The sequence below is a fragment of the Psychromonas sp. genome, assembly GCF_041586535.1.
GTDB lineage: Bacteria > Pseudomonadota > Gammaproteobacteria > Enterobacterales > Psychromonadaceae > Psychromonas.
Genome location: NZ_JBFGZY010000040.1, coordinates 1 through 25,332, shown reverse-complemented (window position 1 = coordinate 25,332; position 25,332 = coordinate 1). Strand labels below are relative to the sequence as shown.

Sequence of the window (25,332 nt, the reverse complement as noted above, 5' to 3'; positions counted from 1 at the left end):
CTCGCCACTCGCAGCCCGTAACTCGAAGCTGAGTCGCTACTCTTCTACTTTAGCTTCTTTTTTGCCTTTTCCTGCCCAATCGGGTTTACCTTTCGCTTTTATATTACGGTGGCGTTGTTTACCCATTTCCTCTTTTTTCTTAAGGCGTTTGGCTTTTTGTTCTTTTTTCAGATCTTCTTCGCGGTTTTTGCCTTTTTTATTTAGTTTCTTTTTCGGCTTACGCTGGCTAATCTGGGCTTCTTTATGGCTTGGACGCAAGCTTTTGATCACCCGGCGTTTTAGAATTTGCTTGGTATAACGTTCAATTTTTGCCAGCATATCAATATCATGTGCTTCAACGAGTGAAATCGCTGTACCTTTTTTACCTCCGCGGGCGGTGCGTCCAATACGATGTACGTAAACATCGGCACTGCGCGGCAGATCATAGTTAATCACATGGGTGATATCAGGCACGTCAATACCACGTGCGGCAACATCGGTGGCGATCAGTATGTTAATCTTGCCGGCTTTGAATTGAGTTAACGCCAGGTTACGTTTTTCCTGATCCATTTCACCGCGCAAATAATTGCATGGGATGTGTAATTCAGCAAGTTGGGCAACCAGCTCAGTTAAGCGTTCACGTGTTTTAACAAAGACTATTACTTTTTGCTGCTGCTCATTTTCATTAACTTGCTGCTGTAAAATGGCTGTTAATAACTGTAATTTATGTTCCGGACTATCTGCAAGGTGAACCCATTGTAAAATCTTACCACTTTCACGACGTGACACTTCTGCGGTTAACTGCACCGGATCTTTCAATACATCGCGGGAGAATTCGCGCAAACCTTTTCCTTCCAGCGTAGCAGAGAAAAGGGCGGTATGTTTACGCCAGCGGGTTTCTCCTGAAATGCGATCCATCTCTCTGATAAAGCCCATATCCAGCATCCGGTCTGCTTCATCGAGGATCAGGGTCTCTACTTCCCGGCAGTCAAAAGCTTCGGAATCGATATATTCCATTAAACGCCCCGGTGTTGCGATCACTATATCGACATTATCTGTAATAACTTCTTCCTGCTCCTGGTAGGAAACGCCGCCAATAATATTACCAACAACCAGGCTGGTTCCCTCGACCAGCTCGGAGGCCACTCCGCTGATTTGCATCGCCAGTTCACGTGTTGGGGTTAATATTAAAATTCGTGCTGAGCCGCCTCTGCGCCGCGGGAAATCAATTAAACGCTGCACTGCTGGCAGTAAAAAAGCTAATGTCTTACCTGTGCCGGTTGGGGCACTTGCCATAATGTCACGTTCATCCATCGCTGGTGGAATCGCCAGAGTTTGAATACTTGTCGGGCGTGTGTGGCCCATTTTAGCAAGGGTGTTTAATAAGTGTTGGTCGAGCTCAAGTGCTTCAAATGACATGCATGTTTCCAGTTACAAAGAAAATAAAGGGCATTATAAAGCAAAGCTGGCAATAGTGTTCAAAATAGATAAAAAAACAAAAAAACCAACTTCAAAGAAATTGGTTTTAATATGTGACTTAGAGTTGCTGTTAGCTAAATGTTGGCCTAAACAGGGCATTATAATATAAATGCTGATAATGTTTTGCCGCATCAGACCAGTAGAAGTGCGAGCGCATTGCTTTGGTTTTTAAGCGTAACATCTCCTCAGGGTGTTCAATGTAGAGTAATAATACCCGGCGTAACAAGTTAAGCAGCTGATTCGGATTAGGATCATAGAATACAAAACCATTGGCGTTGTCCGGATCCTGATCATAATCCAGGACGGTATCTTTTAATCCGCCCACACCACGTACAATAGGTAAAGTACCATAAGCTAAACTATACAGCTGGTTTAAACCGCATGGCTCAAAGATTGACGGCATTAAAAAGAAGTCCGCACCCGCTTCAACCATATGGGATAATTTATTACTGTAAGTATTTATAAACTTAAATTTATCGGGAAAATGCGCCGCAATCGCATTAAGTTGTCCGGTGATTGATGGATCGCCAGAGCCGATAATAACAAGCTGCAGATTATGTTTCAGTAAACGTTCTAAGATCGGGAGTAACAGACCAAAGCCTTTTTGATCCGTTAAACGGCAAACCATGCCGAAAAGTGCATCATTGCTTACGGGCAGGCCAACTTCTTTCTGCAATGCTGTTTTGCACATGGCTTTACCATCAAGCTCATCTGCTGAAAAATTTACCGGAATGAAAGGATCTGTTTCAGGATTCCAATCGTTGTAATCACAACCGTTTAAAATACCTTCAAAATCATGGATACGCTCAATAAACAGGTGCGACATACCATGAGAGCCTAATGGTGTAAGCAGTTCACTGGCATAGTTAGGACTTACCGTGTTGACTTTATCACTGTAAGTTACGCCAACTTTTAAGTAGTTGATATAATTGTAATTTTCTAGAACACGGTCATCCATGCAGGCACTGACTTCGGGGATCAGATTGAGTTGAGATTTATCAAAAATTCCCTGGTAGCAGGCATTGTGGGTGGTTAATACGGTTTTGCTGTTGGCGAAACGGTCATGCTCTTCGTAACGGGTTTTAAGAAGAAATGGGACTAAACCTGTATGCCAGTCATTACAGTGGATGATATCCGGCGTAAAGTCAGCTGCATCACAAGCTTGTAGCGCGGCTAAGGAGAAAAAGGCAAATCGTTCACCATTATCCTGATAAGCCTTATTATCTTCCCCGTATAACCCTTCACGGTCAAAATAATGTGCATTATCGATGGTCAAAACAGGAATGCCATCCAGCTGCAACTCATGTACCTGAAAATGAACATCGGGACGGGAATGATCGGTACTGAGGGTTAAATTAAAACGGTGCCGGGCTTCTTCTCGGTGATTGATGGTACGGTAAAATGGTGTAATTATTTTAACGTCGTGACCAAGATTACGTAATTCGATGGGTAATGATTTTGCGACGTCAGCTAACCCTCCGGTTTTTGAGAACTCTTCAACTTCTGAAGAGATGAAGAGAATTTTTAATTTTTTATCCAATGAATAACTCCTTTGGCAGTCCTGCCATTTATCAATCCACAGAACTATTTATCTGTATTTACTCGGAAAAATCAAAATAGTCGTGTTGTTTTCACTTTCAATTATCGACCATCAGCTGCTTAAATGCCGCTTTTTTTTACTTTTATTTTTGGTTTATGATTTATCAGTGCTTGAGGAACTAAAAAGCCACAATGAATTGTGGCTTTGGGAGGTTAGTATCAAATTTTACAAACAGAATACGGCTTAAAAACCGACTCTCGCACCTTTCGGGATAACCACAATACCTTCATCGGATACGGTAAAGCGTTTTTTGTCTTCTTCCAGGTTGACGCCAATTTGAACGTTATCGGCGATATGGACATCTTTATCGATGATGGTTTTAAGAATTTTACAGTTTTTACCTATGTGTGAGTCACCAATCAGGACAGATTCGTGCACCTCGGTGCCATTGTCAATAACACATTTAGAGCCTAAGACCGATTTATCAATTAATGCTCCGGTGATGTAAGCACCATCTGAAATCAGAGAGCGGCTGATCCGGCAGTCGAACTCTTCTGTTTTTCTGAAGTTAGCCGGCGGCAGCGCCGGGTAGTAGGTGTGCATCGGCCATTTGGGGTTATATAGCGTAATAGGCGGCGTGTCTTTAACCAGGTCCATATTAGCTTCCCAGTATGATTCAATGGTACCTACATCGCGCCAGTACGTTTCACCTGATTCACCGGGAATGGTATTGGTTGTATAGTCATAAACAAACACTTTACCCTGCGGATAAAGATGCGGAATAATGTCTTTACCGAAGTCATGGCTGGAGTTTTCTAATGCTGCATCGCGGATTAGCTCGGCTTGTAATTCTTTTGAATCGAAAACATAGTTACCCATAGAAGCTAATACATGATCAGGATCTCCCGGAATCGTTTTTGCGTCTTCAACCGCTGGTTTTTCAGCAAAACCTATCATGCGGCCTTCCGCATCCACTTCGATAATACCAAAGTGGTAAGCTTGTGCCTTAGGTAATTTAATTGCCGATACCGTCAGTACTGCATTTTTTTCTTCGTGAAATGCGATTTGCTGGCGAATGTCCATTTTATAGATATGGTCACTACCAAAAATACATACCAAATCCGCATCATCTTCTTTAATGAATTGAATATTTTGATAAATTGCATCGGCCGTACCTGAATACCAGTGCTTACCCATGCGCATTTGTGCTGGAATAGCATCAATAAAATTACCGGTAAGGCTATTGAGTTCCCATGCCTGACTCAAATGCTGGTTAAGTGACTGGGATTTAAATTGGGTTAAAACGTAAATACGCAGTAAGTCGGAATTAACAAAATTGTTTAATGCGAAATCAACTAAACGGTAACTGCCGCCAAATGGCACAGAAGGTTTAGTACGTGACTGGGTTAATGGGTAAAGGCGAGAACCTTCACCACCCGCTAAAATCATTGACAGAACTTTTGACATTATAAAAACCTATTTATTTAGAATAAAAACGGAAATGGGTAAGCTTTTAAGCTCCCACTGAAAAAGCGTTATTAAAAGCCGATTCTGCTGTCTTTAGCGATGGCGATAACACCTTCATCTGAAACAGTGAATCTCTTACGATCTTCTTCTAAATTTTCTCCGATAACAGTACCCGGGGCTATTTCCACATTCTTATCCAGAATTACTTTGGTTAAGCGGCAATTGGCGCCTACTTTTGCATTTCCAAGGAAAATGGAATCTTTAATGACAACACCTTGGCAGACATGACTACGGAATCCTAAAACAGAGTTTTTAATGGTCGCGCCGTTAATGTATGAACCTGCACCTATCAATGATTGGGCAACATCATTGATTGCCTCATCCGGATCACGGAATGTTGCCGGTGGTAATGGCGGGTGATAGGTATGCAGCGGCCAGTTTTTATTATAAAGAGAGAATGGCGCGTTTGGTTTGAGCATATCCATATGAGCTTCCCAGTAGGAATCCAGCGTACCTACATCGCGCCAATAAGCTGTTGCAGGCTCGCCAGGAATATAGTTATCACTTAATTTATAAACAAAAACATTACCCTGCGGATAAAGTTTCGGAATAATATTGTTACCGAAGTCATGTGCGGATTCGTTGTCCGCGGCATCTTCATATAATTCTTTAAGCAGTGTTTTTGACTCAAAAATATAGTTACCCATGGAAGCTAAAACATGGTCAGGATCACCGGGAATCGTTTTCGCATCTTCAACGGCTGGTTTTTCAGCAAAACCAATCATGCGGCCTTCTTCATCTATTTCAATAATACCAAAATGGTAGGCATGCTGTTTAGCAACGCGAATCGCCGAAACCGTCAGTGCACCACCTTTTTCTTTGTGATATTCAACCATTTGTTGAACATCCATTTTATAGATATGGTCACTACCAAAAATACAGACATGGTCCGGATCGCTTTTTTCTATAAAGCGGGCATTTTGGTAAATTGCATCGGCAGTACCGGAATACCAGTTTTTATTAACACGTTGTTGTGCTGGAATTGCTTCAATAAAACGGTTTGTTCTGCCGATGCCTGACAGGCGCCATGCCTTGCGCAGGTGGATATTTAATGACTGGGATTTAAATTGAGTTAAGACATAGATTTTCATCAGGTCGGCATTAACAAAATTATTTAATGCAAAATCGACCAGACGATAGTTGCCGCCAAAAGGTACTGCGGGTTTTGTTCTCGTTTCAGTTAAGGGAAAAAGGCGGGAGCCTTCTCCTCCTGCAAGAATCATAGCAAGAATGCCAGCCATAAAGATCTCCAGATAAAATTAATGTGAATGTTATTGTTATTTGCATAGTGGATTTATATTGCGATTAGATCCTTTTAGTCGTGTCTGTTTCATGTAACTTTTAGCGTTGTAACGGATAAAATAACAACCTCTATTTAAAGAGGTTAAGTTCACTTTCTGCCTCCCAGCTATCTCCCAACTATGAGGCTTAGCAGAACAAACAATGTCACTAAAAGTCTTATCAACTGCACCCAATCATCATACTGTAATCATGACAACAACACGGTAAAAATTTTATTTTTAGCAAAAATTTGTGATGCACATCAACACGTTGACCTTTCTGTGATATAGATCAGGGTGTAGAATTTTTTGCTAAACAACTTAATACTTTAAATTTGTTGTTTTCCTGCTCAATTTTTAAATTTGCAAATGCTTTCACCAGTAATGATTCATAATTTAGAAATTTATTAGCCACAATAGACAATATCCCATCCGGTTTCAAGTGCTCATAGGATTGATTTATAAAGGCTTCTGCAGCTGTGTAGTCGGTGTTTCTGCCTGAATGGAAGGGCGGATTGGAAAGCAGAATATTATATTTTTCTTTGATCTGTGAAAATACGTTTGAGGGAAATACATTACCCTGTAAATTATTAGCGAGCAGGGTTAATTTCGCACTGGCTAAAGCAAAAGCATTAATATCCACCAGATCCACCAACAGTTGCGGGTGTTTTTTTAAAATATAACAGGCAATGACACCTGCACCACATCCGAAATCAAGTACGTTACCAACCATCTTATCCGGTAAGTTCTGTAACAATAACTCACTGCCTTTATCCAACTCACCATAACTGAAAACACCAGGCAAAGAGCAGATCTGCAGTTCAGTGTTGTTAACGTTTATCTGATAGGTTTTTACCCAATCTGATTGTGTAAAAGCCTCTACCGGTTGATCTAATTCTGCGTAGATAAGGCTGCAGTGACGTGCGGAGTCAATAATATTAGCCCTTGCTGAGTATGATGTTAAGAGAGTAGCGGCACTTTTGATACCGCATTTTTTCTCACCGACTAAAATGATACCCGCGCCTTGTTGTAAATGCGGAGTAAGGTTGGCTAATAAATATAAGGTTTCCTGCTTAGCTTTAGGTAAGAAAATAATTAACAGGTCAAATTTTTTCTTCCCCTGATAGTTATCCGTAAAATAGACCTCTGATGAGTTTAATCTGTCCTTTAAGGCACTGTAATAACGGTAATCGCTGAAACAGAAGGTTGATGAGTCGGCTAAGGAGGCTAACTGCAGCGGATAATCATCATCAATATTACCTGCGATGAGAATAGTCTTGTTTGTAAAAAGTGATTCGTTACGCTGCAGTACCTGGCTGGGATTTGAAAATGTATTATTCGCAACTGACATTATATTTTCCTGTTTTTAACTACACTTATATCCAAGTAGTTTGGCTATAACCTGAAAGTGGGCTGATAAAGTTTTGCTTGAAAGGCGCATTATATTGTTATTTGACTATTTCTTACCAATAGAATTACAGATTTAATCATTAAGGGACTAAATGAAGTTTACGGATAAATTTACATTTATCACCATGGTGTTTTTTTTAGCCTCTACCATGTTTATTTTAATGGGCAGCTTGTTAAGTATTCAATTACATAGCAACACTTACCATCGGCAGCGTATTGAAAGCATTGTGAAGGTGATCGAATCCCAGATAGAGAAGGGAGCTACAGAAAAACAATTTGTCCTCTGGTTGCCGGATCTGCTTGACGAAAACGGTGTTGTCAGCCTGCAAATCAAAGATGGTGAGCACACTTTATTCAGCAAAAAAACTGTAAATGAGACGGCCTCTCTGGCTAATTCATTGCTGACTTACGAATATCAATTAAATAAAAGCCCTGATACCCGGGTGTTTGTGCAGACCGGACCGCCTTACTCTGCATTACCCCTTTCCATTTTGCTACTCATCGTTATCAGCGCTGTTATTGTGCTGTGTATTCTTCTTTTGCTGAAGCGCGCCAAAAAACAATTTTTTGGCGCAGAGTTATTGGAAAAAAGGGCAAAATATTTATTACAAAACGATCTTTCGGCGTGCTTTGCACATCCGGGGGAGTGGCCATTATCAGCGAGCAAAGCATTGGATCTTTTGTCAGAGAAATTACAGCAAAGCAAACACTTCAGCAGCCCTTTTGCCCAATATATTCGCGGCCGGGCTTTTTTAGACAAAAGTACCGGATTAGGGAACAGTTTGGCATTTGATAATTATCTGGAGGGACTGATATGGAACCGTAATGTCTTATCGAGTGCTTTATTTATCATTAAGTTTCATGAGTTAGAGATCATAGAGCATCAACTCGGGACACAGGCGTATCATCAATTTTTATTACAACTTTCTGAATTACTTAGTAAATTTTCCATTCGTCACCATGAGCACTTTATTGCCCGTATAACCGCTACTGAGTTTGTGCTAATTATTCCGCAAATGACTTACGGGGAAACGGAAGTGATTGCCAAACAATTGACCAAATATCTTTTTCATCTGCACCTCCCGGAACTATTTTATATTGATGATTTTTTTCATATCGGTGCGGTAAATTTTGCTTATGGCATGCACAAATCTACTATTCTGGATGATGTAAATCATGCTCTGCTTGTTGCAACTCACCAGAAAGTAAGTGGTTGGTTTATGTCTGATGATCCGGATGAGCAAATTCCCGTCTATAAAGGCACCGTGCGCTGGCGCTCCTTACTGGAAAATATTCTCGATACAGATAGATTACTGCTCTACCAGCAGGGCATAAAATTGAGTGATGGTTTAACTGAACTTTATTCCGAACTTTGGCCACGCATTAAAGATGAGCAGCAAAAAGTCATCAGTGCAGGGGTGTTCCTGCCGATGGCAGATAAATGTGGTGTATATGAAAAATTTGACCAGAAAACATTAGAGAAATCACTGGCTTTACTGGTTGCCAGAGGGGATGCCGAAAAGCCGATCGCTGTTAATATGAGTGCGCAAATTTTAACAGATAAAGACACTCATAAATGGCTGGTTCAGCAACTGCTGTTTCTGCCCCGGCGTTTGCGCAATAATCTGGTAGTAGAGGTGTCCGAAGAGATGTTAAAAGGCAATTATATGGCACTGCGCAGTGCATTAACGGCGATTCAAAAAATGGGCTGTAAAATTGCAGTTGATAACGTCGGGAAGTCTTTCACAGATCTGAATTATCTTCTTGATTTTAATATTGATTACTTAAAAGTTTATAGTGGTTTGATACGCAATATTCATCTTAACAGGGCTAATCAAGTTATTTTGCAGGGGGTGTTGGCCAGCTGTTTGTATAGCCGGGCTAAAATTATTGCAGTGGGCGTTGAAAGTGAAGAGGAGTGGTTATACCTGCTTAAATTGGGTATTTATGCCGGTCAGGGGGACTTTTTTGCAACTGCCGTACCTGTTATTCCCCCCTGATTCTTGTAAATACAGCGCCTATCAGCCCCTTTTGTGTTTTTCCTGTAAGCCCTTTAATCCCTGCAGCCCGCCGGTGTGCAGAGCAACGATATGCTCGCCTTGCTTAAAATATCCCTGCTTAATAAGCTGAAATAATCCAAAAAACATTTTGCCGGTGTAAATCGGCTCAACGGGAATAGCCGTTTGCACAGTAAACTGCTCACAAAAATCAAGCAGTTTAGCTGGGACTTTAGCATAACCGCCGTGATGAAGCTCTGTCTGCAGGCACCACTCTTGTCGCTGTCGGGAGCGAGTTTCATTCAGTAAAGAGGCTATTTCCTGATTAAGGTAGTGACCATTTTTCAATACGGCAATACCCGTCACCCGTGTTTTCGGCTGATATTGCCGCACCCCGGCAATAATCCCTGCTAACGTGCCGCCGCTGCCGGTAGCGGTGACAATGTGATCAACAGAATGGTCAGTCTGCTGCAGCATTTCCCGTACTGCTTCCATTACCCCGGGAAGGGCCAACTGATTACTGCCACCTTCAGGCAGGATCAACGCATTCGAATATAATGTTTGTAAAGATTGTTGGTAGGCTGGATCGGCTCTTTTTTTATATTCCTGACGTGTTACAAACTGCAGCTCCATACCCCATGCAGAACATTGCTTGAGTGTCGGGTTACCGGCATAACTGCTTTCACCGCGAATAATGGCCTTAGTTTTGAAGTTGAAATGGAACCCGGCGGCGGCCAGGGCATGCAGGTGGTTTGAATAAGCACCGCCAAAACTGACAATATGATCAACCTGCTGCCTGCGCGCCTCTAACAAGTTATATTTTAATTTGCGCCATTTATTGCCGGATATTTCCGGATGTAACAGATCATCTCTTTTGACAGAAAGGGTTAACTGCAGAGCATCTAATAATGGGTGTTTTACCGGCTGTAATGGCGAGGGATTTATGATGCTCTGCATTTTTTTTTCAAGTAGCTTTAAAGCCGCGCTTTCCTGCTGATCTGCTGTATCCAATTTATCCACCGTAACCATAGTAAACAAAAAAACCGCATCGAATGCGGTTTTGTTAACTGCTCTTTTAAAGCTTATTTTACTTCCTGACCGGATGCTTGTAAATCAGCATGGTATGAGGAGCGGACAAAGGGGCCGCAGGCCGCATGGTCAAACCCTATCGCTTTGGCTTTTTCACCCAGTTCGTCAAACTCGGCAGGCGGCACGTAACGTTCCACAGCTAAATGCTGCAGGCTAGGTTGTAAATATTGCCCCAGCGTTAACATGGTAACATCATGCGCTCTCAGGTCAGTAAGTACCTGCATAATCTCTTCATTAGTTTCACCTAAGCCCATCATTAAGCCTGATTTTGTCGGTATATGCGGGTGTTTCTCTTTGAATTTCTGCAACAGCTTTAAAGACCATTTATAGTCTGCGCCCGGTCGCACCTGTTTGTATAAATGCGGTGCTGTTTCAAGGTTATGATTGAACACATCCGGCACATCTTTTTCAAAACAGGCTAAGGCTTGTTCCATACGCCCCTTAAAATCAGGAACTAAAATTTCAATTTTAATTTCCGGGTTTAATAAACGAATTTCACGAATACAATCGGCAAAATGCTGCGCGCCACCATCACGAAGATCATCACGATCCACGGAAGTGATAACCACATATTTCAATTTCATATCTTTAATGGTTTCAGCTAATTTTTTAGGCTCTTCTTTATCCACAGGAAGCGGTTTACCATGTCCTACATCACAAAATGGGCAGCGTCGTGTACAAATATCGCCCAAAATCATAAAAGTAGCCGTGCCGTGGTTAAAACATTCATTAAGATTTGGGCAGGAAGCTTCTTCACAGACAGAATGAAGCTTATTTTTACGCAGTGCTGATTTGATTTCGCTGACGCGGCTGTTATCAGAAGAAAGTTTTATTTTCATCCATGATGGTTTTTTTAACAGAGTCGATTTATCCGACGGGATAACTTTAATTGGGATATGAGAAAGTTTATCGGCATCGCGCAGTTTTTTACCTGCAGTTAATTGGCTTGGTTTGTTACTCATGGTGAAAACTCTCTATATGTAAATAGTGTAATTTATTATTCATTTTTTCAATCAATAATGGCGCTAACTCAGCAACTGAAAGTGTGATACCTTGTGCCTTACATTGGGTCATCTCCAGGCCCGCGTAACCACATGGGTTAATTTGTAAAAAAGGCGATAAATCCATATCAACATTTAATGCTAAGCCGTGAAATGAGCAACCTTTGCGAATCTTCAATCCTAATGACGCAATTTTTTTACCCTCAACATAGACACCAGGGGCATCTGCTTTAGCTGCGGCAGTCACATTATAATCGGCTAATAAATCGATAATGCTTTCTTCCATAATAGTGACTAATGTGCGTACATTAAGAGTTTTGCGGCGCAGGTTAATGAGCAGATAAACGACCAGTTGACCGGGAGCATGGAAGGTAACCTGTCCACCGCGATCGCTCTGTACCACCGGAATGTCGCTTTGCCCTATTATGTGCTCGGCCTTACCCGCAATACCCTGAGTAAATACCGCCGGATGCTCGACTACCCAGATTTCATCAACGCTATTTTCATCACGTTGATCGGTAAAGTCGCTCATTGCACGCCATGAGGTGAGGTAATCCTGCCTACCTAAGTAGCGTAATTTAAGCTGTTTATCTAATCGACTCATCAATTTATCTCGGCTAAAGGATATGACGTACAGCTTCGAGTTCGCTCACTTTGCTGTAGATAGTCTCTATATGTGCTTTGCTGGTAACCGTTACGGGAATACTTAGCGCGCAATAATTGCCTTTTGAGCTGGGTTTTATGGTTGGCGCATAATCACCCGGTGCGTGTTTTTGAATGACTTCAAGAACTTGCTCCATGAATGTCGGCTCAGCCACGCCCATCACTTTAAAAGTGAACAGACACGGGAACTCTAATAGGTTGTCAAAGTTGGTATTTAATGCCATGTTAAACTCCAAAGGCAAATATAAAAAAACAGGAAGTGGGACAGTCAGCCGCACTTCCGACAAGCATGCCAAATATCAGAAAAGGATACCCTGAAGCAGTTGATATGGGGGTAAAATTAGCCAAACCAACCGATAAATAATAATTTTATATAATCTATCAGGCGGCTGAATAAACCGCCTTCTTCTACTGCTTCTAAGGTGATTAAATCGTATGTTGCAACTTGTTGATCATCAACAGAATAATGAACCTTACCAACAACATCGCCTTTCTCAATCGGTGCGCGTAATTCATTTTCAATAATAAAAGAAGCGTTTAAATTTTTCGCTTCACCTTTAGCCAGAGTAATAGGTGTATCTTCTTTTACACCTAAACGGATCATTGGCTGAGTACCCATCCAGATTCTTTCACTGGCTAATTGATCGCCTGCATTATATGGAGTAAGTGTTTCAAAAAAACGGAAACCCCAGTTGAGTAATTTTTTGCTTTCGGTAAGACGCGATGAAGTTGAATTAGTGCCCATCACTACGCTGATTAAACGCATACCGTCTTTAGTTGCCGAAGAAATTAAGCTGTAACCCGCTTCCTCAGTATGGCCTGTTTTAATACCATCTACGTTTAAGCTTTTATCCCATAACAAACTGTTACGGTTGGTTTGATCAATACCGTTAAATTTGAACGACTTTTCACTGTATATACGATATTCATCAGGTACATCGTTGATCAATGCTTTGGCTAAGATAGCCATATCCTGAGGCGTTGTGTAGTGTTCTGTTGAATGTAAACCATGGCTATTTTCAAATCGAGTATTGTTCATGCCTAACTGGACTGCCCAGGAGTTCATTAAATCTGCAAATGCACTTTCGCTGCCAGCAATGTGTTCAGCCATTGCGACGCTGGCATCATTACCAGATTGGATGATAATCCCGCGGTTTAAGTCAGCAACGCTAACCTCCTTACCCACTTCAATAAACATTTTTGAAGAGTCGGGGAAGTTTTTTGACCATGCTTTTTCGGAAATTATTACTTTATCGGTTGGTGATATATTACCGGATTTAATTTCCTGGCCAATGATGTAGCTGGTCATCATTTTTGTCAGGCTGGCGGGAGCAAGCCTTACTTCACTGTTGTTTTCAGCAAGCACTTTCCCGGAATTAAAATCAATCAGCAAATAACCCTTTGCTCCAATTTCGGGTGCATTCGGGGTTACTATGGGGGTCGCAAAAACATTCAGGCTGAAAATGAAAGTGATAACCAGAAGGCTTATTTTTTTCATGTAAAGATACCTTTGAATTATTAGAGTAAAAAATTGTTAAGCACTATAGCAGATCCACTTTTGATTGCTAAGGGCTGAGTGAGGATTTATGCACATTAAAAGCTATTGCCGCAAACTGCCGGAATCTGTCTGTTTAAGATATTTGCTTATATCACCACCGCGTGATTTTTATTCTGTAGCGGTTGCTTTTATCCTATGCTGGCCTAACGGTTTGATATTATTGACTACAAATTGACTTTTATAGTGCAAAGAGGTGCACGGCGCACCATGCTGGTGCGATCATGCCGGTTTATAATGCTCATTATTCCTTTAATTTATTGTATTTTAAGTGTTTTTTGTTTTTGGCATATAGTTTGCTACGTTTCTGGCAGGTAAAGTAATAATATTTTTTTCGCTGAAGTTATTAATCCACTGAAGTTTTTAAATTAAGAAGGAATATGTTAATGAAAATGTTAACAGCAATAATTAAACCGTTTAAATTGGATGAAGTCAGAGAAGCTATTATGGATGCAGGAATTGCAGGCGTAACCGTTTCAGAAGTAAAAGGTTTTGGTCGTCAGAAAGGTCATACTGAACTTTATCGTGGTGCTGAATACCAGGTTGATTTTCTACCGAAAGTTAAACTCGAAATTGCCATAAAAGCTGACGATGTAGATCGCTTGGTTGAAGCTATTTCTAATGCCGCGAATACAGGGAAAGTAGGTGACGGTAAAATATTCATTCAGCCGCTTGAACAAGTTGTACGTATCCGTACCGGTGAACTTGATGAAGAAGCGCTTTAAAATTTTTAAATAATTTGTATAAAGGGATTATTATGGAAAACACAGTAACTGAACTTAGGTTTGCACTTGATACTTTCTATTTTTTAATATCGGGTGTGTTGGTCATGTGGATGGCAGCAGGTTTTGCCATGTTGGAAGCGGGCCTTGTCCGCTCTAAAAATACCACTGAAATTTTAACTAAAAACATCGTGTTATATGCGATTGCCTGTACCATGTTCTTATTAGTTGGTTACAACATCATGTATGTTGATAATGCTGGCGGTGGCTGGTTACCTTCATTCGGTGGCCTAATCGGTAGTCAGGCTGAAGGCGCAGATCACTCTTTAGAGTCTGATTTCTTCTTCCAGGTGGTGTTCGTAGCAACAGCAATGTCAGTTGTTTCTGGTGCAATTGCCGAGCGTATGAAACTTTTTGCTTTCTTAGTTTTCGCCGTTGTTTTCACTGCCGTTATATACCCGTTAGAAGGTTACTGGACGTGGGGCGGTGGTTTCCTTAGCGAAGCTGGTTTTAGTGACTTTGCCGGTTCTGGTATTGTTCATATGGCCGGTGCTGCCGCTGCATTAGCTGGTGTTATCCTGCTCGGTGCCCGCAAAGGTAAATATGGTAAAGACGGTTCGGTTCATCCTATTCCAGGGTCAAACATGCCGCTTGCTACTTTAGGTACCTTCATTTTATGGATGGGTTGGTTTGGCTTTAACGGTGGTTCACAATTATTACTTTCCGATGCAGAAAATGCGACAGCGGTTGGTCTGATCTTTGTTAACACCAATGCGGCTGCTGCGGCTGGTGCAATCGCAGCGATGTTACTGATTAAACTTAAATGGGGTAAAGCAGATTTAACGATGATCCTAAACGGTGCATTAGCCGGTTTAGTGGCAATTACTGCTGACCCTCTATCACCTAGCCCGCTATTCTCTGTTGGTATTGGTGCGGTTGCAGGCCTTATCGTAGTTTACAGCATCATCACTTTTGATAAATTAAAAATAGATGATCCAGTGGGCGCAATATCTGTTCACGGTGTATGTGGTCTGTTTGGTCTGCTGGTTGTGCCGCTAAACAATGAAGGCGCATCGTTTGCCAGCCAATTATACGGTGCAGCGGTTATCTTTGGTTTTGTGTTTGTTACATCATGGATTATATGGAGCATTATCAAAGTCACCATGGGAATTCGTGTTACAGCTGAAGAAGAAGAAACTGGTATGGATTTACATGATTGTGGTGTAGAAGCTTACCCTGAATTTACTGATAGCTGATATCTAAAAGCTAAATAATGATTCAAAAAAAACCTGGCTTAACACTAAGCCAGGTTTTTTTTTGCTCTGTAAAAATTGTTGTCGCTGGAAACGCCCAACGGCAAGGCAATACTAACTGTTTTTATTTTATAACCGGCAAGGAGTGAGCAGGTGCACATATTAGTCGCTCAACTTTATTACTTCATATAATCTTCTGTGTTAGGATGCAAAAAAGTCTTTCACATTGCCTGTGTGCAAATCTTGTCTTTAAATTTATTGGGTTATCGTCATGCTTCACTGCAATATGCTTACAGCTGTCCGCGAGGATCGTATTTTATTTAAAGAGCTGAGCTTTATCATTAATCCGGGCGAGATTGTGCAGGTTGCGGGACCTAACGGGGTGGGTAAAACCACTCTGTTTCGTCTGATTATTGGTTTATCCTCCCCCTATTCCGGGGAGATCCTCTGGCAGGGCTGTTCGATATTTGAGCAGCGGGAATCCTTTCATCGGCAACTTTTATACCTTGGCCATAAAACCGGCATTAAGCCGGAATTAACCCCCCTGGAAAATTTACAGTTTTTTCATAAATTGCATGTTACTGAAGAAGATGTAGATTTATGGCATGTCCTGGCACTGGTTGGTTTGGCGGGTTATGAAGATGTCAGTACTGCGCAGCTGTCTGCCGGGCAACAACGGCGGGTGGCATTGGCGCGTTTGTGGATGAATGATTGCCCGCTATGGGTGTTAGATGAACCTTTTACGGCAATTGATAAATCGGGTATTAAGGTTTTGCAGTCTTTATTTGTCAAACATGCACAGCGTGGGGGGATGGTACTCCTTACAACCCATCAGGATATGACGATCAACTCATCCTTATTCAGAAAAGTGGAGCTGCAACACTTTGCCGCGGGTGAAGAATATGTTTAATGCTTTTTTTCAGGTTATTGTCAAAGAGTTAACGGGGGCATTTCGTCACCGCAGTGATATTTTAAATCCCGTGTGGTTTTTCATTATTGTGGTTACACTTTTCCCTTTAGGTATAGGTACTGATCCGGCCCTGCTGCAGCGTATCGCCCCCGGTATTGTCTGGGTGGCGGCATTATTAGCGGCTTTACTGTCCTTTGAACGTTTATTTAAAGACGACTATATTGACGGCTCTCTTGAACAGCTGATGCTCGCCCCTTATCCTCTGGCGTGGCTGGTAAGCGCCAAGGTTCTGGCTCACTGGTTGCTGACCGGATTACCTGTATTACTGGTTTCTCCTCTATTGGCTGCTTTTTTGGCGCTTGATATAAATACCTATTTTGCCCTGTTTTTAACCCTGTTGATTGGCACGCCAATTTTAAGTTTATTAGGGGCGATAGGTGTCGCCCTGACCGTGGGATTAAGAAAAGGGGGGATTCTGCTAAGTTTGATTATGCTGCCCCTTTGTATTCCCATTTTAATTTTTTCCACCATGGCGATTGATGCAGCGGCATACGGGCAATCCTATATCGGATTACTGGCTTTATTGGGAGCGATGTTGATAGCTGCAATTACCCTGGCACCTTTTGCAATAGCGGCTGCATTGCGGGTCAGTGTTAGCTGATAATATGTTTAAATTACTTTAAGATAGATGGTCAACTTGTCTGGTTATATATATTTACAAAGATAGAGATAAATTATGTGGAAATGGCTTCACCCCTATGCAAAACCCGAGCGGAGTTATCAGTTAGCCGGTAAACTGCTGCCCTGGTTTGTGGTTGTTACAATAATTACCTTTACCCTGGGTCTGGTATGGGGCCTGCTGTTTGCCCCCGCTGATTATCAGCAGGGGGATAGTTTCCGCATCATCTATATCCATGTACCGGCCGCTATGATGGCGATGGCTGCCTATTCCAGTATGGCGATTGCCGCATTTATCGCTTTAGTATGGCAAATCCGGTTGGCAGAAATGACGGTTGCGGCAACCGCACCCGTTGGGGCTGTTTTTACTTTTATTGCTTTGTTTACCGGCGCCGCGTGGGGCAAGCCTATGTGGGGTGCCTGGTGGGTGTGGGATGCGCGCTTAACTTCCGAGCTGATCCTATTGTTTGTGTATTTAGGGATTATTGCCTTATATAATGCTTTTTCAGATAAAGTATTAGCAGGACGGGCCGCATCCATTTTAACCCTGGTAGGCGTGATTAATTTGCCCATTATTCATTATTCGGTTGTGTGGTGGAATACCTTGCACCAGGGCGCGACGATCAGCAAGTTTGACAAACCGTCGATGGCTGCAGAAATGTTATGGCCTCTGCTGCTTATGATTTTAGCTTTTGCAGCGTTGCTGGGTGCATTAACATTGATGCGCTTTAGAAATGAAATTTTAACCCGTGAAAGCCACCGCCCCTGGGTAAGAGCATTAATTGAGAATAGTTTAAACACGACGGAGAATAATTAACATGGCATTTAATTCATGGGCAGATTTTATTGCCATGGGAGGCTACGGCTTTTATGTCTGGCTGGCTTACGGTATTTCTTTTTTATCTCTTATTATTCTGATTTTTAATACGTTAACAAAAAGAAAAAAAATATTTCGGGCGGTAATACAACGTATTAAACGCGAAGAACGTATCAATAAAGCAAAAAATATGGAAGGCACATTATGAACCCGAGACGCAAAAAACGTTTGTTAATCACCTCTTCGTTAGTGCTGGGGTTATCTATTGCGGTGGGACTGGTGCTGTTTGCCCTGCAGCAGAATATTGATCTTTTTTATACACCGACAGAAATAGTTCAGGGTAAAAAGGAAACAGGTATCAAACCTGAAATAGGGCAACGTTTACGCGTTGGCGGGATGGTTATGCCCGGTACGGTGCAACGGGATCCGCAAAGTTTAAAAGTAAGCTTTGATTTACTGGATAATGGCGGGGGCATTGTGACGGTCTTTTTCGATGGGATTTTACCGGATCTGTTCCGTGAGGGGCAGGGCATTGTAGCGCAGGGGGAGTTAATTAACACTACCCAAATTAATGCCTTTGAAGTGTTAGCCAAACATGACGAAGAGTATATGCCGCCCGACGTTGCCGATGCGCTGGTCGGTATGGATCATTTAAAAACCAATAAAAAATAACCATTAAGGACATTTCATGTTACCCGAAATTGGTCAGTTCGCCCTGGCAATAGCCTGTATGTTTGCATTATTACAAACAGTCTATCCGCTCTATGGCGTATACACCGGTCAGCAAAGTGCTATTGCCTCGGCAAAGGTGTTAACTATTTTACAGTTCGTTTTTGTTTTGTTGTCATTTGTTATTCTGGCATATCTGTTTTTTGTTAATGACTTTACGGTTACCTATATCGCAACCAATTCCAACTCGGCTATGCCCTGGTATTATCGCCTGTCTGCGGTGTGGGGGGCGCATGAAGGATCTTTGCTGTTATGGGTCTTATTATTGTCTTTATGGAGTGCCGCTGTTGCCGTAATGAGTAAACGTTTACCTGTTGAGTCAATTGCGCGGGTATTGGCGGTGTTAGGGTTAATCTCATTGGGTTTTTACCTGTTTGTTATATTTACCTCAAACCCTTTCTTACGCACTCTGCCTTATTTTCCCGTTGATGGCCGGGATCTTAACCCGCTACTGCAGGATATCGGTCTTATTATCCATCCGCCGATGCTGTATATGGGCTATGTGGGCTTCTCTGTCGCCTTTGCCTTTGCCATTGCAGCATTAATGGAGGGGCGTCTGGACAGCGCCTGGGCTAAATGGTCACGCCCCTGGACCATGGCAGCGTGGATTTTCTTAACCCTGGGGATCGCGTTAGGCAGCTGGTGGGCTTATTACGAGCTTGGCTGGGGAGGATGGTGGTTCTGGGATCCCGTTGAAAATGCTTCTTTTATGCCCTGGCTTGCGGGAACTGCTTTGATCCATTCTTTAGCGGTTAGTGAAAAACGTGGCATATTCAAATCCTGGACGGTGCTGCTGGCAATCTGTGCATTTTCATTAAGCCTGCTCGGTACCTTTTTGGTGCGTTCCGGCGTATTAGTATCTGTACATGCTTTTGCCAGTGATCCCGCTCGCGGTTTGTTTATTCTCGCGTTTCTGATTATCGTCATTGGCGGTTCATTATTACTCTACGCGGTACAGGCATCAAAAGTGAAGAGCCGCGGGCGTTACAGCTTTATTTCGCGTGAAACTATGCTGTTAATTAATAATATTTTGTTAATCGCGGCATTGATTGTGGTGTTATTAGGTACGCTTTTACCCCTTGTACATAAGGAGATTGGCTTAGGCAGTATCTCTATCGGCGAACCCTTCTTTAACCGTATCTTTACCGTGCTGATTGTTCCTTTTGCGCTGTTTTTAGGCGTGGGCTCTTTAGTGCGCTGGCAGCGTCAGAATTTGACTGATCTGTTTAAACCGATAGTTGCCCTGCTGATTATGACCTGCGTGGCGACGGTTGTTTTTCTGTTTGCCTTTGCATCACATTTTACCTGGCTGGCATTATTGGGCGTATTTCTCGGTATGTGGGTACTCGCTGGTACGCTGGTGGAGATCTACCTGCGTTCAACGCACCGTTTTACCCTGTGGACCGGGATGACTAAATTAAGCCGCAGCCACTGGGCAATGTGCCTGGGGCATGCCGGGCTTGCGCTGATGATTATCGGCATTACCATGACGCAAAACTTTTCTATTGAGCGTGATGTTAAGTTAGGGATCGGGGATAGCATTGCCTTTGAGCGTTATGATTTTCACTTTGATGCGCTTGAACAGCTTAACGGCAGCAATTATACCGGCAGTGCCGGCGTTTTCACTGTTAAACGTGATCAGCAAACCATTGCCGTTATGAAGCCGGAAAAAAGAATCTATACGGTGCAGAGAATGCCGATGACCGAAGCCGCTATAGATCCCGGTATTACCCGGGATCTGTATATCGCCATGGGCGAAGTGTTGCCGGATGGTGCATGGGCGGTTCGCATCTATTACAAACCTTTTATACGCTGGATCTGGTTTGGTCCTGTGCTGATGGCATTTGCCGGAATGCTGATGCTTTTCGATCGGCGTTACCGGATGAAAAAAGTTTCTCAATCCTCAGCGGAGGTTATTTAACATGGCGAATAGTAAAAGAATACTTACTCTGTCAGTTCCCTTAATTATCTTTCTGGCGGGATGTTATTTCCTGTTTAAAGGCCTGTATAGCGATCCGCGTAAACTGGACTCAGCATTAATAGGGCAAAGTGTACCTGAATTTACCCTGCAGGATATTTATAACCCTGAAAAACACTATGATGCTTCTATTTTCAAAGGGCAGAAGCTGCTGCTTAATGTCTGGGCTACCTGGTGTCCTACCTGCTATGCCGAGCATAAATATTTGAATGAACTGGCCGGGCAGGGGGTCTATATTATCGGCATGAATTATAAAGATGACCGTGCTAAAGCCACTAAATGGCTAACGGATCTTAAGGATCCTTATGCGATCAGTTTGTTTGATAAAGACGGTATGCTGGGCTTGGATTTAGGGGTTTACGGCGCCCCTGAAACCTTTTTTATCGATAGCAAAGGTATTATTCAGTATCGTCATGTGGGTGACTTAAATGCTCGGATCTGGCGAGATGAATTATCTGCTGTCTTTGCGGCTATGGAGTAACTTATGCGCTTAATGTCATTATCTCAATCTCACTCTGTGCGGAATAATCCTTTTAAAATATTTGCCTGCAGCTGTCCTCTGTTTTTTATGCTGTTTTTTTTCAGCCCGTTAGCTGTTGCTGCGATAGATACCTTTGAATTTGATAATGCAGAGCAGGAGCGGACTTTTCATGCATTAACCAAACAGCTTCGTTGCCCGAAATGCCAGAATCAAAATATTTCCGACTCCAATGCAGAGCTCGCAAAAGATTTACGTAACAAAACCTATCAACTTGTTAAACAAGGTAAAAATGAGCAAGAGGTGATCGATTATATGGTTGCCCGTTTTGGCAACTTTGTACGTTACGACCCGCCGATGACCCCTGCAACTATTTTTTTATGGTTAGGCCCTTTGCTTTTTGTTCTGTTTGGGTTTTATTTTTTATACAGGCAGGTAAAAGGGCAGAAGAAGCAGGATGACCATTTAGATCCGCAGGAAACGCAACGCCTGCAGGAAATTCTTAATAATAAGAACAACTCACGGAAAAAAACGCAACAAGGGAATAAGCAATGATTTTACAGTTTTGGTTGGCCAGTATTTTACTTGTGATCATCGCTTGTGCTTTGCTTACCCTGCCTTTTATCCGCCGCTATAAAAATGACCGACAAAGTGATCGTCGCAACCAGCTGAACCGTGCCTTATACGATGTGCGCTTAGCGGAACTTGAAGCTGATGAAGCGCAGGACATTATTGTCGATAAAAAAACCTTACTCACTGAATTACAGCATAATTTACTTGATGATATCAGTGATAACCAGCCTAAGGCCGTTTATAAAAACAGTAAAATGTTATGGTTACCGGCTATTTTTGTGGTGATTTTCGGTAGTTATGCAATATATTGGTCGGTGGGTGCTTATCAGCAGGTAGATAGCTGGCAATCAGTACTGCAGCGCTACCCCGACTTGCAAAACAGACTTTTTAATGATCGCGCCAACCGCCCGAGCGAGCAGGATTTGCGTGATATCATGTTAGGTTTACGTACTCAACTGAGCTATCAGGATAATGATCCGGACGGCTGGCTGTTATACAGCCGTTTAGCCTTGCTGTTCAGAGATAGCGATGCGGCTTCCGATGCGATTAATAAAGCTTATCAGCTGGATCCTTCATCAATTGAAATCCGCCTTGTTTATATTCAGATGAAAATGCAGAGCGGCGATCCGGACTCTCAAGTTCAGGCGGAATCCCTGTTAAATAAGGTATTGAAGGATTATCCGGAGGATCTCGAAGCATGGTCGATGTATGCTTTTATGGCGCTTGAAAGAGAGGATTACGCCACCGCCATCCAGCGCTGGCAAAAGATGCAGACACTGGTTGCACAAGATTCACAACAGGCCGCTACCCTGCGGGACAGTATTGCTTATGCGCAGCAGCAGTTAAATGCTGCGAAAAATTCAACTGATGTCGATAGCCAGGTTGATACTCCGGATGACTCCATGGAAGAGAAAATAGCACCTGTCGGAGAAGTTTATCAGGTTGAGATCGCCATTGATAAGCAGGTCATTATTCCGCAAAACGGTTTTTTATTTGTTTATGCGCAGGCTGTAGCAGGACCGCCAATGCCGATTGCCGCAATTAAAATGCCATTGCCAGACTTTCCTGTCAGGGTTGAGCTGTCGGATGCAAATGCAATGATGGAGGGGGTAAAATTAAGTAATTACCCTAACTTTATTATTAAAGCGCGTATTTCAACCGGGAGTAATATCAATAATAGCGCAGGACAGTGGCAGGGGCAGAGCGGCGAGATAAGCGCCGGGGAAAAAGAGCCTATACAAGTAGTTGTCTCCGAGCTTTTACAGTAAAATCACTCTAATTTTGTTTCTATTTCAGGGAAAGAGCAGGTCTTTATGTTAAAAGAATGGCTGGTTGTTTTATTATTCTGCACCAAGACTACTTTTGCATAAACGGCCTCAACGATAGCCGGGGCAGGGTGAGGAGGTAACGGCCCGGGAAAAGAGCCTGTACAAGTAGTTGTCTCTGAGCTTTTACAGTAAAATCACACTAATTTTGTTTCTATTTCAGGGAAAGAGTAGGTCTTTATGTTAAAAAAAATGCTGGTTGTTTTATTGTTCTGCACAAATACTGCTTTTGCACAAACGGCTAATGGCGGAAATGAATATAGGATGAGCGACCCCATTGAACCGCTTAACCGCCTTTCCTGGGAGTTTAACTACAACGTGCTGGATGCCTTTATCTACCGGCCGGTAACAAAAAGTTATATCTTTCTGATGCCCGATGATCTGCGCACTGCACTGAATAATTTTGTATTGAATCTGGAAGAGCCAACCACTGTGGTGAATAATTTACTGCTGCTCGACTTTAAAGACTCATTAAACGCACTGACCAGGTTTACTCTTAACTCAACCGTCGGCATGTTCGGATTACTAGATGTCGGGACTGCAATCGGCATTGAGCGGCGCCGGGAAAGCTTCAGCAATGTACTGGGCAGATGGTCGGTGCCTAACGGACCTTACCTGATGCTGCCGGTGCTCGGTCCACGCAGTACGCGAAAATTTTTCGGCGATATAGTTGATGGTCTGTATTTTCCGAGCAGTTATCTGACCCTCTGGCAAAGCCTGGCGGTAGAGGGGCTGGATGCAGTGGAGATCCGGGCTGGACTGATGGATCAGGAAGCGCTGCTTGAGCAGTCACTGGATCCCTACCTGTTTGTTAAAGAGGCTTATATTCAGTACGAAGCTTACAAGTTTTATACCAGTAGCCCGGAGCTTGAACAGTTTCTTAAAAAAACCGGTGAAGAGCAGGAAGAAACCGACCTGGATCTGGATGAATTTATGGATGAGATAGATTAACAATTTTATTCAGCGTCTTCTTGGTTTTGAAGAGCAGCCTTAACAATATACAACGTTTTGAAAATCATGCTTTATGAGCATGATTTTCTTTTTGTAAAAAATAATTTTAAAACTAGTCTAGGAGTTTATGTGTCTAACAATAATCTGGTTACTATTGACGGCCCGAGTGGATCTGGAAAGGGCACGGTATGCCATATACTGGCGGCAAAACTGCACTGGCATTTACTGGATAGTGGCGCTTTATATCGCATTTTAGCCTTTGCCGCACTACAGGAAAAAGTAAGTCTGGATGATCAAAAAAGCCTGGCAAACCTAGCATTAAACCTGGATGTTTCTTTTGTGTCCAATGGTAGCGGGGTTGATACTTTATTAGCCGGTGAGAATGTAGGTGATAAATTAAGAACAGAAATCGTTGCTCAGGCTGCATCGCAGGTGGCATCACTGCAGTCTGTTCGTGATGCTTTATTAGCCAGACAGAAAGCATTTAATCAGGCACCCGGTTTGATCGCTGACGGACGGGACATGGGCACCGTGGTCTTTCCCGACGCGCCGGTTAAAATATTCCTGGATGCCAGTGCCGAAGAACGAGCCGCGCGACGTTTTAATCAGTTGCAAAGCAAAGGCTTTAATGTTAGCATCGCGCAAATTTTAAGCGAAATCAAAGAACGAGATTTTCGTGATCGAAATCGTCCTGTTGCGCCTTTAAAACCCGCAGAAGATGCTTTAGTGATCGATTCAACCTCATTAACCATTGATGAAGTTGTCAATCAGGTCCTTGAATTGATGAAACTTAAACTAAACTTGGTAGTTGAATAACCGACTATTAACTAAATACTGCTTTATGGATGAAGTGGTAATCTTTTTCAGCCTCCCTTACTAATGGATTGTAAGTGGTTGTATAAAATAAGTGTGAATAAATAGATGATGGAATCTTTTGCTGAACTGTTTGAAGAATCTCTTCAACAAGTAGAAACTCGCCCTGGTACGATTGTTAAAGGTACAATCGTAGGAATCCGTAACAACTTGGTATTCGTTGATGCAGGCCTTAAATCTGAAGCTGCAATTCCTGCAGAAGAGTTTAAAAATGCTGCCGGTCAACTAGAAGTTGCTGTTGGCGATGTTTGTGATGTAGCGCTAGACGCTGTGGAAGATGGTTTCGGTGAAACTAAACTTTCTCGTGAAAAAGCAAAACGTCATGAAGCTTGGATCCAATTAGAGAAAGCTTACGAAGACCAGGAAACTGTTATCGGTGTTATCAACGGTAAAGTTAAAGGTGGTTTCACTGTTGAATTAAACGGTATCCGTGCTTTCCTACCAGGATCATTAGTTGACGTACGTCCGGTACGTGACACTGCTCACCTTGAAAACAAAGATATTGAATTCAAAGTGATTAAACTT

The 25,332-nt window shown here is 42.5% G+C and carries 25 protein-coding genes; 15 read left to right on the top strand and 10 right to left on the bottom strand.

Features of this window, described 5'->3' with window-relative positions; translation table 11 throughout:
• Positions 1-36: 36 nt before the first annotated feature.
• The 5 genes from srmB to rsmC form a co-directional block, all read right to left on the bottom strand.
• Positions 37-1,398, bottom strand: coding sequence for an ATP-dependent RNA helicase SrmB (gene srmB, locus ABZA00_RS06400; RefSeq protein WP_372881319.1), 1,362 nt, complete (start codon positions 1,396-1,398; stop codon positions 37-39).
• Positions 1,399-1,528: 130 nt separating this feature from the next.
• On the bottom strand, positions 1,529-2,998 hold the full coding sequence (gene glgA / locus ABZA00_RS06395; protein ID WP_372881318.1) for a glycogen synthase GlgA: 1,470 nt from the start codon (positions 2,996-2,998) through the stop codon (positions 1,529-1,531).
• Positions 2,999-3,241: 243 nt separating this feature from the next.
• Positions 3,242-4,465, bottom strand: coding sequence for a glucose-1-phosphate adenylyltransferase (gene glgC, locus ABZA00_RS06390; RefSeq protein WP_372881317.1), 1,224 nt, complete (start codon positions 4,463-4,465; stop codon positions 3,242-3,244).
• Positions 4,466-4,536: 71 nt separating this feature from the next.
• Positions 4,537-5,766, bottom strand: a complete 1,230-nt coding sequence (gene glgC, locus ABZA00_RS06385; protein WP_372881316.1) for a glucose-1-phosphate adenylyltransferase — start codon at positions 5,764-5,766, stop codon at positions 4,537-4,539.
• A 331-nt stretch (positions 5,767-6,097) separates the two neighbouring features.
• Complete coding sequence (gene rsmC, locus ABZA00_RS06380; protein WP_372881315.1) at positions 6,098-7,156, bottom strand: 16S rRNA (guanine(1207)-N(2))-methyltransferase RsmC; 1,059 nt, start codon at positions 7,154-7,156, stop codon at positions 6,098-6,100.
• A 151-nt stretch (positions 7,157-7,307) separates the two neighbouring features.
• Here rsmC and ABZA00_RS06375 point away from each other — a divergent pair, with 151 nt between their 5' ends.
• Positions 7,308-9,215, top strand: a complete 1,908-nt coding sequence (locus ABZA00_RS06375; RefSeq protein ID WP_372881314.1) for an EAL domain-containing protein — start codon at positions 7,308-7,310, stop codon at positions 9,213-9,215.
• A 21-nt stretch (positions 9,216-9,236) separates the two neighbouring features.
• Here ABZA00_RS06375 and ABZA00_RS06370 read toward each other — a convergent pair whose 3' ends face one another.
• The 5 genes from ABZA00_RS06370 to ABZA00_RS06350 all read right to left on the bottom strand — a co-directional run bounded on the left by ABZA00_RS06370 (position 9,237) and on the right by ABZA00_RS06350 (position 13,463).
• Complete coding sequence (locus tag ABZA00_RS06370) at positions 9,237-10,223, bottom strand: 1-aminocyclopropane-1-carboxylate deaminase/D-cysteine desulfhydrase (RefSeq protein WP_372881313.1); 987 nt, start codon at positions 10,221-10,223, stop codon at positions 9,237-9,239.
• Positions 10,224-10,294: 71 nt separating this feature from the next.
• The gene (gene lipA / locus ABZA00_RS06365) at positions 10,295-11,263 is read right to left on the bottom strand and encodes a lipoyl synthase (protein ID WP_372881312.1); all 969 of its coding nucleotides are present in this window, start codon (positions 11,261-11,263) and stop codon (positions 10,295-10,297) included.
• Entirely contained in the window at positions 11,256-11,906 is a 651-nt protein-coding gene (gene lipB / locus ABZA00_RS06360; protein WP_372881311.1) for a lipoyl(octanoyl) transferase LipB, read from the bottom strand. The genes lipA and lipB overlap by 8 nt, the downstream gene beginning before the upstream one ends.
• 13 nt (positions 11,907-11,919) lie before the next feature.
• Positions 11,920-12,189: a DUF493 family protein YbeD gene (gene ybeD / locus ABZA00_RS06355; protein ID WP_372881310.1), complete on the bottom strand. Its 270-nt coding sequence runs from the start codon at positions 12,187-12,189 to the stop codon at positions 11,920-11,922.
• Between the two features lie 116 nt (positions 12,190-12,305).
• Positions 12,306-13,463 carry a serine hydrolase gene (locus tag ABZA00_RS06350; RefSeq protein ID WP_372881309.1) on the bottom strand — a complete coding sequence of 386 codons (1,158 nt, stop codon included), beginning with the start codon at positions 13,461-13,463 and terminating at the stop codon, positions 12,306-12,308.
• A 443-nt stretch (positions 13,464-13,906) separates the two neighbouring features.
• Here ABZA00_RS06350 and ABZA00_RS06345 point away from each other — a divergent pair, with 443 nt between their 5' ends.
• From ABZA00_RS06345 to ABZA00_RS06280, 14 genes are all read left to right on the top strand, one after another.
• Positions 13,907-14,245, top strand: coding sequence for a P-II family nitrogen regulator (locus tag ABZA00_RS06345; RefSeq protein ID WP_372881308.1), 339 nt, complete (start codon positions 13,907-13,909; stop codon positions 14,243-14,245).
• Positions 14,246-14,277: 32 nt separating this feature from the next.
• On the top strand, positions 14,278-15,498 hold the full coding sequence (locus ABZA00_RS06340) for an ammonium transporter (RefSeq protein WP_372881307.1): 1,221 nt from the start codon (positions 14,278-14,280) through the stop codon (positions 15,496-15,498).
• 268 nt (positions 15,499-15,766) lie between these two features.
• Positions 15,767-16,405 carry a cytochrome c biogenesis heme-transporting ATPase CcmA gene (ccmA, locus tag ABZA00_RS06335; protein WP_372881306.1) on the top strand — a complete coding sequence of 213 codons (639 nt, stop codon included), beginning with the start codon at positions 15,767-15,769 and terminating at the stop codon, positions 16,403-16,405.
• Complete coding sequence (gene ccmB / locus ABZA00_RS06330) at positions 16,398-17,066, top strand: heme exporter protein CcmB (RefSeq protein ID WP_372881305.1); 669 nt, start codon at positions 16,398-16,400, stop codon at positions 17,064-17,066. The genes ccmA and ccmB overlap by 8 nt, the downstream gene beginning before the upstream one ends.
• Before the next feature lie 75 nt (positions 17,067-17,141).
• Complete coding sequence (locus ABZA00_RS06325) at positions 17,142-17,900, top strand: heme ABC transporter permease (protein WP_372881304.1); 759 nt, start codon at positions 17,142-17,144, stop codon at positions 17,898-17,900.
• 1 nt (position 17,901) lies between these two features.
• The gene (ccmD, locus tag ABZA00_RS06320; RefSeq protein WP_372881303.1) at positions 17,902-18,108 is read left to right on the top strand and encodes a heme exporter protein CcmD; all 207 of its coding nucleotides are present in this window, start codon (positions 17,902-17,904) and stop codon (positions 18,106-18,108) included.
• Positions 18,105-18,572 carry a cytochrome c maturation protein CcmE gene (gene ccmE, locus ABZA00_RS06315; RefSeq protein WP_372881302.1) on the top strand — a complete coding sequence of 156 codons (468 nt, stop codon included), beginning with the start codon at positions 18,105-18,107 and terminating at the stop codon, positions 18,570-18,572. Before ccmD ends, ccmE begins: the two co-directional genes overlap by 4 nt.
• A gap of 16 nt (positions 18,573-18,588) precedes the next feature.
• Complete coding sequence (locus ABZA00_RS06310) at positions 18,589-20,550, top strand: heme lyase CcmF/NrfE family subunit (protein WP_372881301.1); 1,962 nt, start codon at positions 18,589-18,591, stop codon at positions 20,548-20,550.
• A 1-nt stretch (position 20,551) separates the two neighbouring features.
• Positions 20,552-21,088, top strand: coding sequence for a DsbE family thiol:disulfide interchange protein (locus tag ABZA00_RS06305; RefSeq protein ID WP_372881300.1), 537 nt, complete (start codon positions 20,552-20,554; stop codon positions 21,086-21,088).
• Between the two features lie 87 nt (positions 21,089-21,175).
• Complete coding sequence (locus tag ABZA00_RS06300; protein ID WP_372881320.1) at positions 21,176-21,640, top strand: cytochrome c-type biogenesis protein; 465 nt, start codon at positions 21,176-21,178, stop codon at positions 21,638-21,640.
• Entirely contained in the window at positions 21,637-22,926 is a 1,290-nt protein-coding gene (gene ccmI / locus ABZA00_RS06295; RefSeq protein ID WP_372881299.1) for a c-type cytochrome biogenesis protein CcmI, read from the top strand. The genes ABZA00_RS06300 and ccmI overlap by 4 nt, the downstream gene beginning before the upstream one ends.
• Positions 22,927-23,163: 237 nt before the next feature.
• A complete protein-coding gene (locus ABZA00_RS06290; protein ID WP_372881298.1) occupies positions 23,164-23,934 on the top strand; it encodes a VacJ family lipoprotein in 771 nt (256 codons plus the stop codon).
• A 129-nt stretch (positions 23,935-24,063) separates the two neighbouring features.
• Entirely contained in the window at positions 24,064-24,750 is a 687-nt protein-coding gene (gene cmk / locus ABZA00_RS06285) for a (d)CMP kinase (protein WP_372881297.1), read from the top strand.
• Positions 24,751-24,855: 105 nt separating this feature from the next.
• A partial coding sequence (locus ABZA00_RS06280) for a S1 RNA-binding domain-containing protein (RefSeq protein ID WP_372881296.1) occupies positions 24,856-25,332 on the top strand: 477 nt, incomplete at its 3' end.